14 protein-coding genes are annotated in these 14,550 nt (G+C 23.2%); 3 read left to right on the top strand and 11 right to left on the bottom strand.

Annotated elements, in window-relative coordinates; genetic code table 11:
• Positions 1-74: 74 nt before the first annotated feature.
• Together asnS and D9V66_RS01830 are read left to right on the top strand one after the other, a co-directional pair.
• On the top strand, positions 75-1,475 hold the full coding sequence (gene asnS, locus D9V66_RS01835; protein ID WP_158365749.1) for an asparagine--tRNA ligase: 1,401 nt from the start codon (positions 75-77) through the stop codon (positions 1,473-1,475).
• Positions 1,476-1,610: 135 nt separating this feature from the next.
• On the top strand, positions 1,611-2,759 hold the full coding sequence (locus D9V66_RS01830; RefSeq protein WP_158365748.1) for a porin: 1,149 nt from the start codon (positions 1,611-1,613) through the stop codon (positions 2,757-2,759).
• Positions 2,760-2,980: 221 nt separating this feature from the next.
• Here D9V66_RS01830 and D9V66_RS01825 read toward each other — a convergent pair whose 3' ends face one another.
• From D9V66_RS01825 to rluC, 11 genes are all read right to left on the bottom strand, one after another.
• On the bottom strand, positions 2,981-3,496 hold the full coding sequence (locus D9V66_RS01825; RefSeq protein WP_158365747.1) for a hypothetical protein: 516 nt from the start codon (positions 3,494-3,496) through the stop codon (positions 2,981-2,983).
• 55 nt (positions 3,497-3,551) lie between these two features.
• Positions 3,552-3,893 carry a histidine triad nucleotide-binding protein gene (locus D9V66_RS01820; RefSeq protein WP_158365746.1) on the bottom strand — a complete coding sequence of 114 codons (342 nt, stop codon included), beginning with the start codon at positions 3,891-3,893 and terminating at the stop codon, positions 3,552-3,554.
• Positions 3,894-3,945: 52 nt separating this feature from the next.
• Positions 3,946-5,379, bottom strand: coding sequence for a PTS glucose transporter subunit IIBC (ptsG, locus tag D9V66_RS01815; RefSeq protein ID WP_158365745.1), 1,434 nt, complete (start codon positions 5,377-5,379; stop codon positions 3,946-3,948).
• 106 nt (positions 5,380-5,485) lie between these two features.
• On the bottom strand, positions 5,486-6,295 hold the full coding sequence (locus tag D9V66_RS01810; RefSeq protein WP_158365744.1) for a TatD family hydrolase: 810 nt from the start codon (positions 6,293-6,295) through the stop codon (positions 5,486-5,488).
• Between the two features lie 33 nt (positions 6,296-6,328).
• A complete protein-coding gene (locus tag D9V66_RS01805; protein ID WP_158365743.1) occupies positions 6,329-7,309 on the bottom strand; it encodes a DNA polymerase III subunit delta' C-terminal domain-containing protein in 981 nt (326 codons plus the stop codon).
• The gene (gene tmk / locus D9V66_RS01800; protein WP_158365742.1) at positions 7,306-7,944 is read right to left on the bottom strand and encodes a dTMP kinase; all 639 of its coding nucleotides are present in this window, start codon (positions 7,942-7,944) and stop codon (positions 7,306-7,308) included. Before tmk ends, D9V66_RS01805 begins: the two co-directional genes overlap by 4 nt.
• 3 nt (positions 7,945-7,947) lie before the next feature.
• Positions 7,948-8,187, bottom strand: a complete 240-nt coding sequence (acpP, locus tag D9V66_RS01795) for an acyl carrier protein (RefSeq protein ID WP_158365741.1) — start codon at positions 8,185-8,187, stop codon at positions 7,948-7,950.
• Between the two features lie 51 nt (positions 8,188-8,238).
• A complete protein-coding gene (gene fabG / locus D9V66_RS01790) occupies positions 8,239-8,970 on the bottom strand; it encodes a 3-oxoacyl-[acyl-carrier-protein] reductase (RefSeq protein ID WP_158365740.1) in 732 nt (243 codons plus the stop codon).
• Positions 8,930-9,913 carry an ACP S-malonyltransferase gene (gene fabD / locus D9V66_RS01785; RefSeq protein ID WP_158365739.1) on the bottom strand — a complete coding sequence of 328 codons (984 nt, stop codon included), beginning with the start codon at positions 9,911-9,913 and terminating at the stop codon, positions 8,930-8,932. Before fabD ends, fabG begins: the two co-directional genes overlap by 41 nt.
• A 315-nt stretch (positions 9,914-10,228) precedes the next feature.
• Positions 10,229-10,393 carry a 50S ribosomal protein L32 gene (gene rpmF, locus D9V66_RS01780; protein WP_158365738.1) on the bottom strand — a complete coding sequence of 55 codons (165 nt, stop codon included), beginning with the start codon at positions 10,391-10,393 and terminating at the stop codon, positions 10,229-10,231.
• An 80-nt stretch (positions 10,394-10,473) separates the two neighbouring features.
• The gene (gene rluC, locus D9V66_RS01775) at positions 10,474-11,418 is read right to left on the bottom strand and encodes a 23S rRNA pseudouridine(955/2504/2580) synthase RluC (protein ID WP_158365737.1); all 945 of its coding nucleotides are present in this window, start codon (positions 11,416-11,418) and stop codon (positions 10,474-10,476) included.
• A gap of 339 nt (positions 11,419-11,757) precedes the next feature.
• On the opposite strand from rluC, the gene rne reads away from it, so the two are divergent.
• The gene (gene rne / locus D9V66_RS01770) at positions 11,758-14,505 is read left to right on the top strand and encodes a ribonuclease E (RefSeq protein WP_158365736.1); all 2,748 of its coding nucleotides are present in this window, start codon (positions 11,758-11,760) and stop codon (positions 14,503-14,505) included.
• Positions 14,506-14,550: the final 45 nt, after the last annotated feature.

The following is a 14,550-nucleotide window of genomic DNA, read 5'->3' as shown; positions in this document are numbered from 1 at the left end:
TATTAACACACTATTTTAAAAAATATTTTTTATTTTTTTATTTTAAATAAGACAAGTATAAAAGGAAAGTTTTTATGAATACAGTATCGATATCAGATATATATAAAAATGATATTATCGTTAATAGTTTAATTACTGTATCTGGATGGGTTCGAAGCCGCAGAGATTCAAAATCAGGCTTTTCTTTTATTACAATTTATGATGGTTCATGCTTTTATTCTGTTCAAGTAATTGCTAATAATACTTTATCTAATTATTATGAAGAAATCTTGCATCTAACTATTGGATGTTCTGTGACACTTAGTGGAATTTTAATACTCTCTATTGGTAATAAACAAAAATATGAAATTCAAGCAAAAAAAATTAAAGTTTTAGGTTGGATTAAACAACCAGATACTTATCCTATATCTGCTAAAAAACATAGTTTAGAATATTTGAGAGAAGTTTCTCATTTAAGACCTAGAACGAATTTAATAGGAGTAATAGTTCGGATAAGAAATTGTATTTTACAATCTTTACATAATTTTTTTTATAAAAAAAATTATTATTGGATACCAACTCCTATTATTACCGGACTAAATACTGAAGGTGCCGGAGAAATGTTTCGGATTTCAACTTTAGATATGCACAATATTCCTAAAAAAAAAGATGGATCCGTTGATTTTAAAAAAGATTTTTTTGGAAAAGAATCTTTTTTAACTGTTTCGGGACAACTAAATTTAGAAACATATGCTTGTTCTTTATCGAAAGTTTATAGTTTCGGCCCTACTTTTCGTGCTGAAAATTCTAATACTAGTCGTCATTTAGCAGAATTTTGGATGTTAGAAGTAGAATCAGCTTTTACTGATTTAAATGATATATCAGATTTTGCTGAACATATGTTAAAATATATTTGTAAATCTCTTTTAAAAAATTGTATTGAAGATATTAATTTTCTTAAAAAGCATATTGATGCTGATATCATTAATCGTTTAAATAAAGTTGTACTATTAGATTTTATACGTATAGATTATATAGAAGCCATAAATATTTTACTTGATTCTAGAATTAAATTTGAAAAATCTGTGTTTTTTGGTGTTGATTTATCTTCTGAACATGAACGTTTTCTTGTAGAAAAATATTTTAAAATTCCTGTTATAATAAAAAATTATCCAAAAAAATTGAAAGCATTTTATATGAGATTAAATGATGATAACAAAACTGTTGCAGCAATAGATTTATTAGTTCCAAATATTGGAGAATTGATAGGTGGCTCTCAACGTGAAGAACGTATTGAAGTTTTAGATAAACGTTTATTAGAATTAGGATTAAAAAAAGAAAATTATTGGTGGTATAGAGATCTTCGTAAATATGGTACAGTGCCACATTCAGGATTTGGGATGGGTTTTGAAAGATTAATTTCTTATATTACAGGAATTTCAAATATAAGAGATGTTGTTCCATTTCCTCGTACTGTTAATAATTCTAATTTCTAAAAAAATTTTTAATATTTATTCAGAAAGCATTTTATTATATTAATTTTTATATAAAAAAAAATAACTGTTATTTTTTATTAAAGTATACATTGATATATAATTTATATATTCATTAAAAAGGTAATATAAAAAATTATGATAAATCGTAAATCCTTAGCAATTGCAATACCATTATTATTATCTGCTAGTAATGGAGTTAATGCTGTAGATATTTTTAACAAAAATGGTAATAAACTAGAATTATATGGTAGTCTTAATCCTAATCATGAATTTTCTCATAAATTTTTATCAAAAAAAATTGAATCGCATAATGATAGTACAAATGCTATTCTAGGTTTATCAGGAAAAATAAATATTACTGATGAACTTTTTAGTTATGCTACCGTTGAATATAAAACTGATTTTTTTTCACCAGAAGATACAGTTAATAATAAACAAGAATCAAATACTGTACGTTTGGGTTATGCAGGTTTTAAATATGGAAATTGGGGTTCAATAGATTATGGTCGTAACTATGGTATTTTTCATGATGTAGAATCTTTAACAAATCACACACCATATATTACCAAAAATAGTGCTTTTAATAATAATGATTCCTATATGATAGGTAGAAATAATAGTCTTCTTACTTATAGAAATAATAATATTTTTGGTTTGTTTGACGGAATTAGTTTTGCATTACAATATAAAGATGAATCTAAGAACAAAATTGTTAATCAAGAAAATAGTTCCACTTGGGGAGCATCTTTAAAATATGAAACTGATGTGGGATTAACTGCTATTGGTTCTTGTTTTTCTTCTGAAAGATCTAAATATAATGACAAAGAAAAAAATGAAAAAATTCCTTCTATAAATGCATATGGATTAGGTTTTAAATATGATGCAAATGATATATATATTGCCGCTTTTTATGGTGCAGGTAGTAATTTAAAACCATTTAATGTGAATGATAAAAACAATGATCCATCTAGTGAATCATATATAAATAAAATAGAAAATATTGAAGCAATTGCAGAGTATAATTTTCATTCTGGTTTTTATCCTTCTTTAAGTTATTTAGATTCTAAAGGACAAAATTCAAATATAAAACAAGATAATTTTGATCAAAATACTTGGGAATTAGCAAAACAAATAAATATTTCTACTCGTTATGAATTCAATAAAAATATTTCTACATATATGAATTATAAAATTAATTTATTAAAGAGTAGTAATAAATTTATTAAAGAAAATAATATTCCTACAGATAATATTATTGGTGCTGGAGTTGTTTATCAATTTTAATATTTTTAAAATATATATTTTTTAAAATCAATTTCATATAGTATTGTAATAATTAAGAGTTAGAACTTTCTACTGATTTGTAAATAGAAAAATCTATTTTTTATACTAAAAATAGTATTATGTATGATAAATTTATATAATCTTCAGTAGAAAGCGCTACTCTTATTAAAAAAATGATTTTCTATAAATACATGTATTTTTTAAATAAAAAATTTTTGTTTTCATAAATAAAATTTTTCTGTTTTTAGAAATATTATTTCTCCTGTTTTAACTAATATTAATTTTAACGTTAAAAAAAAAGGCTCTTTATTTCCGGAAATATAACTTTCTAAATAATATTTTGCATGATTATTACGAGACAACAATATTGCAGTACTCGTGTTAATTAAATTTTTTATATTTAATAAACCTAGTTTTTTTTTATCTTTATCGATTATTTCGTTTGTAATAAAATTCACTTTATTAGTATTTTTAGAAATTTTATTTTTTATAATATTTGTTAATTTTTTTTTATCTATAATAGTATTTGTATTGTTTTTTAAAAAATTAACAAAAAATAATGTATTATTAGAAATAAATACATTTTTTGATTTTAAGATTTCTAAAATAATATTTTCTGCTGCAGTATCAAAATCTAAAAAAAGAAATTCTGAATTTTTTTCTTTTGTTGAATTTTTTTCTATTTTTTTTAAAATAGAACAACTATTGATAAAGATAACAATAAAAAATATAGACATTAAATTTTTAATAAAATTTTTTCCTTAAATTTAAAAATAAATTAATTTTTTTATATTACAGTGCATTTAATTTTTTACCTCCTAATAAATGCATATGAAGATAATTTATTTCTTGTCCTGCATTTTTATTACAATTAACAATTATTCTATATCCTTCTTTATTAATTTTTTTTTGTTTTGCAATATTAACAGCAACATAAAACATATGTCCTAAAATATCTTTGTTTTTTTTATTAATATCATTTGATGAAGCAATTAGGATATTAGGTATGACTAATATATGTATTGGAGCTTTAGGTTTTATGTCTTTAAAAGCAGTTACTATTTCATCTTCATAAATAATATTTGCTGGTATTTTTTTTTCAATAATTTTTTTAAAAATTGAATCGTTTGACATGATTTCAATCCTTTAAAACTTAAAATTTATATTTTATTTTAAAATAATTTTTTTATATATTTTTTATATGTTCTTCGATGGCTGTTTTAATGTTTTCAGATCTAGTACCAAAAACAGCTTGTATACCTGATCCTGAAATAATTATTCCTGCTGCACCAAGATCTTTTAAATCATTTTGTTTAACTTTAGATATGTCTAATACAGTAATTCTCAGTCTAGTAATACATGCATCTAAATTCTTGATATTGTTTTTTCCACCGAGCGCTTTAATAATATATGGTGCAATTTCAATATTATTTTTTAATAATGTATTATTTTGAATTTTTTCTCTTCCTGGTGTTTGTAAATTAAAACTAATAATTAATAAATAAAATATAATATAATATAAAAATCCATAAAATATTCCAATAACAGGAAAGAAAAGTATATGATTACTATTTCCACTTAATACTAAAAAATCTATAAAACCATGTGAAAAACTAGTTCCTGCGCGCATATCTAAAAAAATGCAAAGAGGAAAAGATAATCCAGCTAAAATAGCATGTATAAAATATAAAACAGGTGCAACAATAATAAATGAAAATTCAATTGGCTCGGTAATTCCTGTTAAAAATGCAGTTAAAGCTGAAGAGATCATAATACTACCTATTTTAGCCTTGTGTTCTTTTCTCGCCGAATGCCAAATGGCTAATGCTGCCCCAGGAAGACCATACATTTTAAAGATAAATCCCCCTGATAAATTTCCAGCTGTAGAATCACCCGCCATATACCTAGCAATATCTCCATGAAAAACTTGTCCTGCAGCATTAGTATATTCTCCAATTTGCATTTGAAATGGAACATTCCATATATGATGTAATCCAAATGGCACTAAAGCTCTTTCTACTAAACCATAAAGAGCAAAAGCAAGAATAGGATTTTGATAAGCAGCCCATTGAGAAAAAATTTGAATTTCATGTCCAATAGGAGGCCATATTATAGATAATATTGAACCTATTAATATCGTAGATAATCCTGAAATTATAGGAATAAATCTTTTTCCAGAAAAAAAACCTAAATATTCAGGTAATTGAATACGATAAAATTTATTAAACATATATGATGAAATTGCACCTGCAATAATCCCTCCTAATATACCAGTATCAGAAAGATGTTTATCTTTTATGATATCAATAGTTGTATCTAAAACTATTGGTTCGATTACTGACATTGTTTTAATTAAAATACCATAAGAAACGACAGCGGCTAATGCTGCAACACCATCATTTTTAGTAAAACCAAGAGCAACTCCAATTGCAAAAATTAAAGGCATGTTACTAAAAACAGATCCTCCTGTTTGAGCCATAAGTTGAGAAACAATATCCGGTAACAAGCTAAGATGTGCAGATCCTATTCCTAAAAGTATTCCTGCAATAGGTAATACTGAAACAGGTAACATAAGTGATTTACCAACTTTTTGAAGGTTTGCAAATACATTTTTAAACACGTTGAAAGACTCCTAAATATATATAAAAATTCAAAATGAATAACATATATACTTTATTTTTGAATAAACGTTTTCATATTTAAAAAAATAATAATTAAAAAGTTTTTTATATATTTATATTTTTTATATTAAATAATCTACGAAAATTTTTTGTTGTAATATTTGCTAGTATTTTTATATCTGTTTTCATTAATGAAGAAATGCATTGTGCTGTATTAAATAAATATGCAGGTTGATTTTCTAATCCTCGATGTGGTTCTGGTGATAAATATGGTGAATCTGTTTCTATTAATAAACGTTCTAATGGTATTTTTTTTATTGTATTTTTTAATTGTATAGCATTTTTAAAAGTAATAATTCCAGAAATAGAAATATAAAAACCTATATCTAATAATTTATATGCTGAATCATAGTTTTCAGTAAAAGAATGTAATACTCCTTTACAGTCTTGTGCATTTTCTTCTTTTAGTATTTTTATAGTATCATTTATAGCATTACGAGAATGTACTATAATTGGTTTTTTTACTTTTATTGCAATTCTGATATGTTCACGAAAAAAATCTTTTTGAATGTTTTTATTTTCTATTGAGTGGTAATAATCTAAACCAGATTCACCTAATGCCACTACATTTTTTAGATAAGATTGTTCTTCTATTTTTTTAGATATAATTTCTAATGTATGAAAATTTTTTAATTCTTTTTTGCAATTTAAGGGATGAATACCACAGGAATAATAAATATTTTTATTTTTTTGTGACATTTTTTGAATTTTATGAAAATTATTTATTGAAGTTGATACTGCTAGTAAATTTTTTACGTGGTTTTTATAAGACTTATTTAAAACATCTTCTAAACTTTTATGTAATAAATTATAATTTAATCTATCAATATGACAGTGTGAATCAGTTAAGAACATTATTTTATCTCTTTTATATAAGTAATTTCATAATTAAGTTAAAAGTACAAAATGTAAAATTTGTTCCCATCTGAGTAGTTGTTCCGTTAATAATAACTCATAATTTATTCCAGGTATATTTAATAGTCTATATCTGCATTGCATCCAAGTGCGGATACTAATGTCCAAAATAGAATTAGTATAATTATAAGAAATAAATTGAATAAGTGCTATTTGATCAATATTAGTTAAATATTTTTCTTTACTAAAATTGAACTTAATAGAATCAAATAATAATGAGCATATCCAGTTTATTTTAATTGTGCTATTTTTTTTATTTAAAATTTTTAATATTTTTAACATATTTTTATTTTTAAAAGCATTAAATAAACATTTATAAAAATTTTCTCTTTCTATCCATACTTCTTCATTAATAAATTTTTTTGCAGATATAGGTGAACCTTGATTGATTCTTAATGCAGTTAAACATGATCTATTTTTCTTAAATGTTTTTTTTTTCAACCATTTTATACTGTCTTTTTCTTTTGGAATAAATATTTTGTATAAAAGACAACGGCTATTTAAAGTTAAATGTAAATTAACATGATTATAACTTATAAGAAAAAACCAAGTATTTTTTGGAGGTTCTTCTAATGTTTTTAAAAAAGCATTTACTGCATATGGTGTTAAGTTTTCAATATTTGATAAAAAAATAATTTTATTTCCACCTTGTTGTGGATGTTTGAATATTTTTTCATTGATTATTCTTATATCATTAATATTAAATGTGTTATTTTTTAGGTAATGCCAATCTGGATGATTTCGAGCAACCATTAATTTACATCCATGACATTCATTACAACAGTTTATTCCTATAGGTTTAAGACACAACAACCATTTACTGATATACCAAATTAAATTAGATACTCCTATTCCTTTTTCAGTTTTTATAAGAAGAGCATGATGGGCTTTTTTTATTTGATATTGGTAAATAATATTTTTATATGGTTTCATTAACCAAGGATATAAGTTCATATAACTTGCTTATGTAGCCAATTTGACATTTTTTTTGTAATGTTTTTCGTTACAGTTTTTAAATCTAAATTAGCATTAATTTTTATAATTTTTTGATTTAGTTTGATGTTTTTTAAGTAAATTTTTCTAGCTTTTTTAAAGAAATTTAAAGATCTATTTTCAATTTGATCTAAAGGACTTCGCTTAAGTGCTCTTTTTAATCCTATTTTTGGAGATATATCTAAATAAATCGTTAAATCAGGAATAAAATCTTTTAAAAATAAATTTTTTAATTGAGTGATTATTGTTTTTTTAATCCCTAATCCTCCACCTTGATAAGCTAAAGAAGATAAATCATGACGATCACAAATAACCCATTTTCCATTTTTTAATGCAGGTTTTATTATTGTTTCAATTAATTGGATTCTTGCTGCATACATTAATAATAATTCAGTTTCTTTTATAAAATTATCTGTATCAAATTTTTTTTGTATTAATTTTCTTATTTCTTCTGCAATAGGTGTACTACCTGGCTGTCGTACTAATATTATATTTTTAATATTATATTGATTTAATATTTTTTTTATACATATACAGGCGTTAGTTTTACCTGCACCTTCCAATCCTTCAATTACAATAAATTTGTTTTTTTGCATTATTTATTTTTGAAAACGAGATTTAATATAATCAATAGATTCTTGTATAGTACTGATTTTTTCAGCATCCTCATCTGAAATTTCAATATCAAACTCTTCTTCTAATGCCATAATTAATTCTACTATATCAAGTGAATCTGCACCCAGATCTTCTGTAAAAGAAGATTTATTAATGATGTTTTCTTCTTTAATATCTAATTTATCAGTTATGATTTTTTTTATACGTTTTTCAACATTTTTCATTTTTATGGTCTCTATTATTTTTTAAATATAATTATTATAGTCTTTTAGGTATTATATCATAAACATGCCGCCATTTACATGTAATGTATGTCCAGTAATATATGATGATTTCTCTGAAGCTAAAAACATAACAGCATTAGCTACTTCTTTAGCATATCCTAATCTTTGCATAGGTATTTGAGATAAATATTTTTGATATTGCATCAAATTTAACGTTTTTATAAAATCTGTTTTAATAAATCCCGGTGAAACTATATTTACAGTAATACCTTTTGATGCAACTTCTAAAGCTAATGATTTATGAAATCCTATAAGTCCTGACTTCGAAGCACTGTAATTCACTTGTCCTTTATTGCCTGTATAACCAATTATAGAACTAATAGTAATAATTCGACCATATCTTTTTTTTATCATGGATTGAAGAACATATTTTATGAGATGAAAGATTGATGTTAAATTAGTTTTAATAACATCATTCCAATCTTTATCAGTCATTTTTATTAATAAATTATCTTTTTTAATACCAGCATTATTAATTAATATATCAATAGAATATTTTTTAGAAATATTTTTAATATTTTGTATGATAGAATCAGTGTTATTTAAATTTAAAACTAAACCAAATCCATTTTCTTTTAAATATTTATTAATTATATTAACTCCATTCTGAGTTGTTGAGGTTCCAATTATTTGAATTCCCTTTTTTACGAATTCTTCTGCAATTGCTTTTCCTATTCCGCGATTAGCCCCTGTAATTAATGCCGTTTTTTTGTTTTTTTTCATAACTTCCTTTGTTAATTTTTTTAAATGCTATTAGAAAATTTTTTAAATTATTTGTACTAAATGAAATAAAATTTTTATTTTTTTTATTTAAATTGGTTAAAATTTTATTAGGTCCTACTTCTAATATCATAAAAATTTTTTTTAGTTCTATTAAATTTATAATTTCTTGCCATCTTACAGTACTATAAATTTGTCTAATTAAGGCATTTTTAATTTTTTTGCCAGTATTTTCAAATTTTACATCAACATTATTGATTATTGGGATTTTTGGTGGACGTATAACGGTAACTTTTAATATTTTGTTTAACTTTTCACATATTGGTTTCATTAGTTCAGAATGAGCAGCTATGTTAATATTTAAGTTAAATATATTTTTAGCACCAAATTTTTTACATTTTAAACTGGTTTTGTATACAGCGTTTTTATCTCCTGATATTACAATTTGATCATGAGAATTTATACTAGCTAGAGATACTACTTGTTTTTTTGAATATATTGCACAAGCAGTTTGAACTATTTTTTTATCTATACCAATTATTGCATTCATTAAGGCAGGACGATTTATACTAGTCTTTTCCATTAATTTGCCACGTAAAAAAACAATTTTTAATGCATCAGAAAACTTCATTGCATTAGAGCATACTAAAGCGGAATATTCACCAAGACTGTGTCCTGACATTAATAATGGAGATATTCCATTTTTACTATTCCAAAGTCGATAAATTGAAACTGATGAAGTTAATATGGCTGCTTGTGTATATTTATTTTGATTTAGTTTTTCTTTTGGTCCTTCTGTTATCAATTTAAGTAGATCATACTTAATGTAATGTGATGCTTCTTTAAAAGTCTGTTTAATAATATTATCATTTTTGTAAAAGAAAGAAGATAACATACCTATATATTGTGAGCCTTGTCCTGGAAATAACATTGCAAATGAATACATTATAATTACCTAATTTTTTAGTTCTGTATTATTTAAAAAAAATTTATGATATAAAACATAAAAAGTTATGTCTAATGATTTTCAGATACAATCTATGTTAATTTTTTAAATATTTTTAGATATTATAAAAAGTATTTTAAAATATTAATATTTTGCTTATTAAAATATAAAAATTTTTTAAAAATGTTGTTTTTTTATTTTACAAAAAACGTTTTTAATAAAAATATATGTTGTTAAAAAAGGTTAAATTGAATTTAATATTTCTTATATATTTTATAAATGGTACTTTTTTACAAGCACCATTTTTTAATTTTTTTAAATTATCTTTTTACCTTTATAATAACCGTTAGAAGTAATATGATGTCGAATATGTGTTTCTCCACAAAGTTTATCTATGGATAATTTTGGTTCTACTAAAAAATCATGAGAACGTCTCATTCCCCTTTTAGAACGAGTAGGTTTATTTTTTTGAACAGCCATATATGTTTTTCCATTAAATGTTTTAGAAAAATTATTTTAATATAAAAATTTCTTTTTTACATTAAATTTTATCAAATCGATTAGATCATATTTTTTAAATAATTTTTAAATGCTTTGTCTAATGGAGCTTGTATGCATATTTTTTTTTTATTTTTTGGATGAATAAAATTTATTTCACTAGAATGTAGTAAAAGTCTATTAATATTTATTTTATTTTTTATGCTTATATCTAAATTATTTTTTCCATATCTTTTATCAAAACATATGGGATGCCCTATATATGAAGTATGTGCTCGAATTTGATGTGTTCGACCAGTTTTTGGGATAATTGATAACAATGTTGAAGAAGAAAATGTTTGTTTTATTTTAAAAAAAGTTTCTGAAGGCTTTCCAAGTGGATTAATTAATACTTTTTTTTGTGTATTTTGTGATTTAAGTCTTAATAATGGTTCTGAAATTTTTTTTATTTTAAAAGGCCATAAACCATGTACTAATGCTATATATTTTTTTTTGATTTTTTTTTCTCTTAGTTGTTTATGCAAAGATATTAAAGACAAACGTTTTTTTGCTAATATTAATACACCTGATGTTTCACGATCAATACGATGTACAAGTTCTAGAAACTTTTCTAGTGGACGTAGTTTTCGAAAGTATTCAATAACTCCAAAATTTAATCCGCTACCACCATGTACTGCAATTCCTGAAGGTTTATTGATAATCAATAGATCATTATCTTCATATATAATACTATGCAGTAAATTTTTATTTTGATTTAAGGAAGGTAAAGTTTTTTTTATATTATTTGAGATTTTTATTGGTGGAATTTTAAGCATATCTCCTAATTTTAATTTATAACACGGCTTGATTCTTTTTTTATTAACTCGAATCTTACCGGTTCTTATAATACGATAAATCATACTTTTAGGTAGATTTTTAAATTTACTATGCATAAAATTATCTAATCGTTGGTTTATCATATCTTCATTAATATATATAATAGATATAGGCAGTATTTTATGTTTCATTAAAAAAATCTCTATTTTAAAGTAATTTTTTTAATTTTTATTTATTATAATATAATTATTTATATAAATATATTAATTAAATTATTCACTATTAAATATAGTAGTGAAGATAATGATTTTGATATTTTTAAATATATCAGTTTTATTTATATACATTAAGTTTTTTTATATATTTATATTTAAACTTCTTTTTATGTTAAATTTTTTTATAAAAAACTTATTTTTATAGGTATTTCAAATAGAAGTCATATTATTATAATAAGAAATTAATTTTTTACTGATTTATATTTCCTGTTGATGTATTTACTTATTTATAAAAATAAGAGAGAAAAAGTTACAATGAAAAGAATGTTAATTAATGCAACTCAGCAGGAAGAGTTGCGCGTAGCCCTTGTTGATGGTCAACGCTTATATGATCTTGATATAGAAACTTTGGGATCAGAACAAAAAAAATCAAATATATATAAAGGAAAAATTTCTCGTATTGAACCCAGTTTAGAAGCAGCTTTTGTAGATTATGGTGAAGAAAAACATGGATTTTTACCATTAAAGGAAATATCTAAAAATTATTTTCCAAAACATTACATTCATAGTTTACGTTTTAACATTAAAGATATTTTACAAGAAGGACAAGAAGTAATTGTTCAAATAAATAAGGAAGAAAGAGGTACAAAAGGTGCAGCTTTAACTACTTTTATTAGTTTAGCAGGAAGTTATTTAGTACTAATGCCGAATAATCCTAAGTCTGATGGTATATCACGAAGAATTGAAGGTAATGATAGAATGATATTAAAAGAATTATTAGTATCATTAAAGTTACCTGAAGATATGAGTATAATAGTGCGTACTGCTGGAGCAGGAAAATCTATAGAATCATTACGATGGGATTTATCACTAAGATTAAAACACTGGGATACAATTCAAAAAGTAGCAAAAAAACGCCCCGCACCGTTTTTAATTCATCAAGAGAGTAACGTTATTGTACGTGCTTTTCGTGATTATTTACGTCAGGATATTGGAGAGATTTTAATTGACAATCCTAAAATATTAGATTTAGCTCGTTCACATATAACCTTTTTAGGTAGACCAGATTTTATTAATAAAATCAAACTATATACTGGATCTGTTCCACTATTTAGTTATTTTCAAATTGAAACACAAATAGATTCTGCCTTTCAGAGGAAAGTACGACTACCTTCTGGGGGATCAATTATGTTGGATAGTACAGAAGCTTTAACCGCGATTGATATTAACTCCTCTCGTTCTACAAGTGGTGTAGATATTGAATCTACTGCTTTTAATACAAATCTTGAAGCAGTAGATGAAATTTCTCGTCAATTACGTCTACGAGATTTAGGTGGATTAATAGTAATTGATTTTATAGACATGACTCCTATTAGTCATCAACGAGCTATTGAAAATAGGTTACGTGAGATTGCACGCGAAGATAGAGCTCGAATTCAAATCGGTCAAATTTCTAAATTTGGTTTATTAGAAATGTCACGACAAAGATTAAGTTCATCTTTAAGTGAATCTAGTCATCATGTTTGTCCAAGATGTACAGGAACAGGAACTATTAGAGACAATGAATCTTTATCTTTATCTATTTTGCGTTTGATTGAAGAAGAAGCTTTGAAAGAAAATACACATGAGGTACATGCTATAGTTCCTATAGAAATAGCTTGTTATTTGTTAAATGAAAAAAGAGATGCAGTACATGCTATAGAAAAACGTCAAGGTGGTGGAAAAACAATTATTGTTCCTAGCAAAAAAATGAAAACCCCTCATTATTCTGTTTCTAGAGTTAAAAGAGGTGAAAATATAAATTCTACTAGTTATGGTCTTTATAATTTTCGAAAGAGTAAAATTACACATATTTTAAAAGACAATATCTTAGAAAAAAAGAAAAAAGAAAAATTAAATTTAAATAATTTTAATACATCTAAACATAATTCTAGAAAAATAAAAAAAGACAGAGAAAAAATTTTAAAAAAAAACAATTGGAATAAAAATTTTTTAAACATATTATCAAATAATAATTTGATATTTAAAATAGTTTCTTGGTTAAAAAATTCATTTTTAATAAAACATATTTTACTTACAAGTGAAATTTTAAAAAAAAATACTTTTCAAAATAAAAATAGCGTTCTTTTAAAAAAAAAACAGGATTCTTTAAGTAAAAAAAATATATCGTCTTTATCTGAATTGTTTAAAAAAAAATCTCCACCTTTAAATAAATCTCAAAAAGAAAACTATAATACTAATTTAAATTTTCTTGATAAAACTTTAAAAAGTGAATCTTTAAAAGATGAAAATGTAAAATTAGTAAAAGATAGTTATTTTTATAAAAAAAATAAAAAAGAATATTTAGATAGTCAAAATTCAAATGATATTAAAGAAAATAATTCTTTTAATAATAAAAAACAAAAGTTAAACATTTTTATAAACAAGAAAAATAAAATAAATAATTTTAATATAAAAAAGAAATATCCAAGTAAAAGTGTTTCCTTTAAAAATACGTTAATCAATAAATATAATCATACGATTGATAATTCTGTGTTCTATCATGTTTTAAATAGTTCTAAAAAATTAAAAAAAAATACTTTAGAAAAAAAATTTTTACAAGAGAATATTTTTAAATCTCCAATAATTATAATGTCTTCAGTTTTTTCATTAGAACTAGCATTTAATAAAGTTTGGATCAAATATCCAATATTAAAATTAAATGAAATAGAAAAACAAAAAATAATAATACAAAACAAACAATTTAAAAAACTCAATTTTCTTAAAATAAAAAATGAAATAAATTTGATTAAAAAATCTTTAAAATATAATAATCAAATTCAAAAAACTATAAAATCTAATTTTTTATTAACATCACAAAAAAAAGATATCTTAATTACAGAGAAGCAAAATCAATCTAGTGCACCTATAACAAAAATTTCTGAAAATTTATATTTAAAAGAAAAAAAAATAATAATTGATTCTAATTTTTTAATAAAAAAATCAAATATTACTAGAAAAAATTCTGCTGGAGCACATTCTGCAACAGATTTTTCGAATTCACCTATTTCAAAGCCTAAATAAAAATTTTATTAGAATATTTATACTTATAAAAAATAAAAACTTACT

The organism is Buchnera aphidicola (Brevicoryne brassicae) (genome assembly GCF_005082825.1).
In the GTDB taxonomy this organism is placed as follows: domain Bacteria; phylum Pseudomonadota; class Gammaproteobacteria; order Enterobacterales; family Enterobacteriaceae; genus Buchnera; species Buchnera aphidicola_AK.
The sequence above is the reverse complement of the archived record's forward strand: the minus strand, read 5'-3'. Positions and strand labels throughout refer to the sequence as shown.

Excerpts from the sequence above, each read along its gene's own strand:
- asnS (WP_158365749.1), top strand. The coding sequence starts at position 75 with ATGAATACAGTATCGATATCAGATATATATAAAAATGATATTATCGTT.
- D9V66_RS01830 (WP_158365748.1), top strand. The coding sequence starts at position 1,611 with ATGATAAATCGTAAATCCTTAGCAATTGCAATACCATTATTATTATCT.
- D9V66_RS01825 (WP_158365747.1), bottom strand. The coding sequence starts at position 3,496 with ATGTCTATATTTTTTATTGTTATCTTTATCAATAGTTGTTCTATTTTA.
- D9V66_RS01820 (WP_158365746.1), bottom strand. The coding sequence starts at position 3,893 with ATGTCAAACGATTCAATTTTTAAAAAAATTATTGAAAAAAAAATACCA.
- D9V66_RS01810 (WP_158365744.1), bottom strand. The coding sequence starts at position 6,295 with ATGTTCTTAACTGATTCACACTGTCATATTGATAGATTAAATTATAAT.
- D9V66_RS01805 (WP_158365743.1), bottom strand. The coding sequence starts at position 7,309 with ATGAACTTATATCCTTGGTTAATGAAACCATATAAAAATATTATTTAC.
- tmk (WP_158365742.1), bottom strand. The coding sequence starts at position 7,944 with ATGCAAAAAAACAAATTTATTGTAATTGAAGGATTGGAAGGTGCAGGT.
- acpP (WP_158365741.1), bottom strand. The coding sequence starts at position 8,187 with ATGAAAAATGTTGAAAAACGTATAAAAAAAATCATAACTGATAAATTA.
- fabG (WP_158365740.1), bottom strand. The coding sequence starts at position 8,970 with ATGAAAAAAAACAAAAAAACGGCATTAATTACAGGGGCTAATCGCGGA.
- fabD (WP_158365739.1), bottom strand. The coding sequence starts at position 9,913 with ATGTATTCATTTGCAATGTTATTTCCAGGACAAGGCTCACAATATATA.
- rpmF (WP_158365738.1), bottom strand. The coding sequence starts at position 10,393 with ATGGCTGTTCAAAAAAATAAACCTACTCGTTCTAAAAGGGGAATGAGA.
- rluC (WP_158365737.1), bottom strand. The coding sequence starts at position 11,418 with ATGAAACATAAAATACTGCCTATATCTATTATATATATTAATGAAGAT.
- rne (WP_158365736.1), top strand. The coding sequence starts at position 11,758 with ATGAAAAGAATGTTAATTAATGCAACTCAGCAGGAAGAGTTGCGCGTA.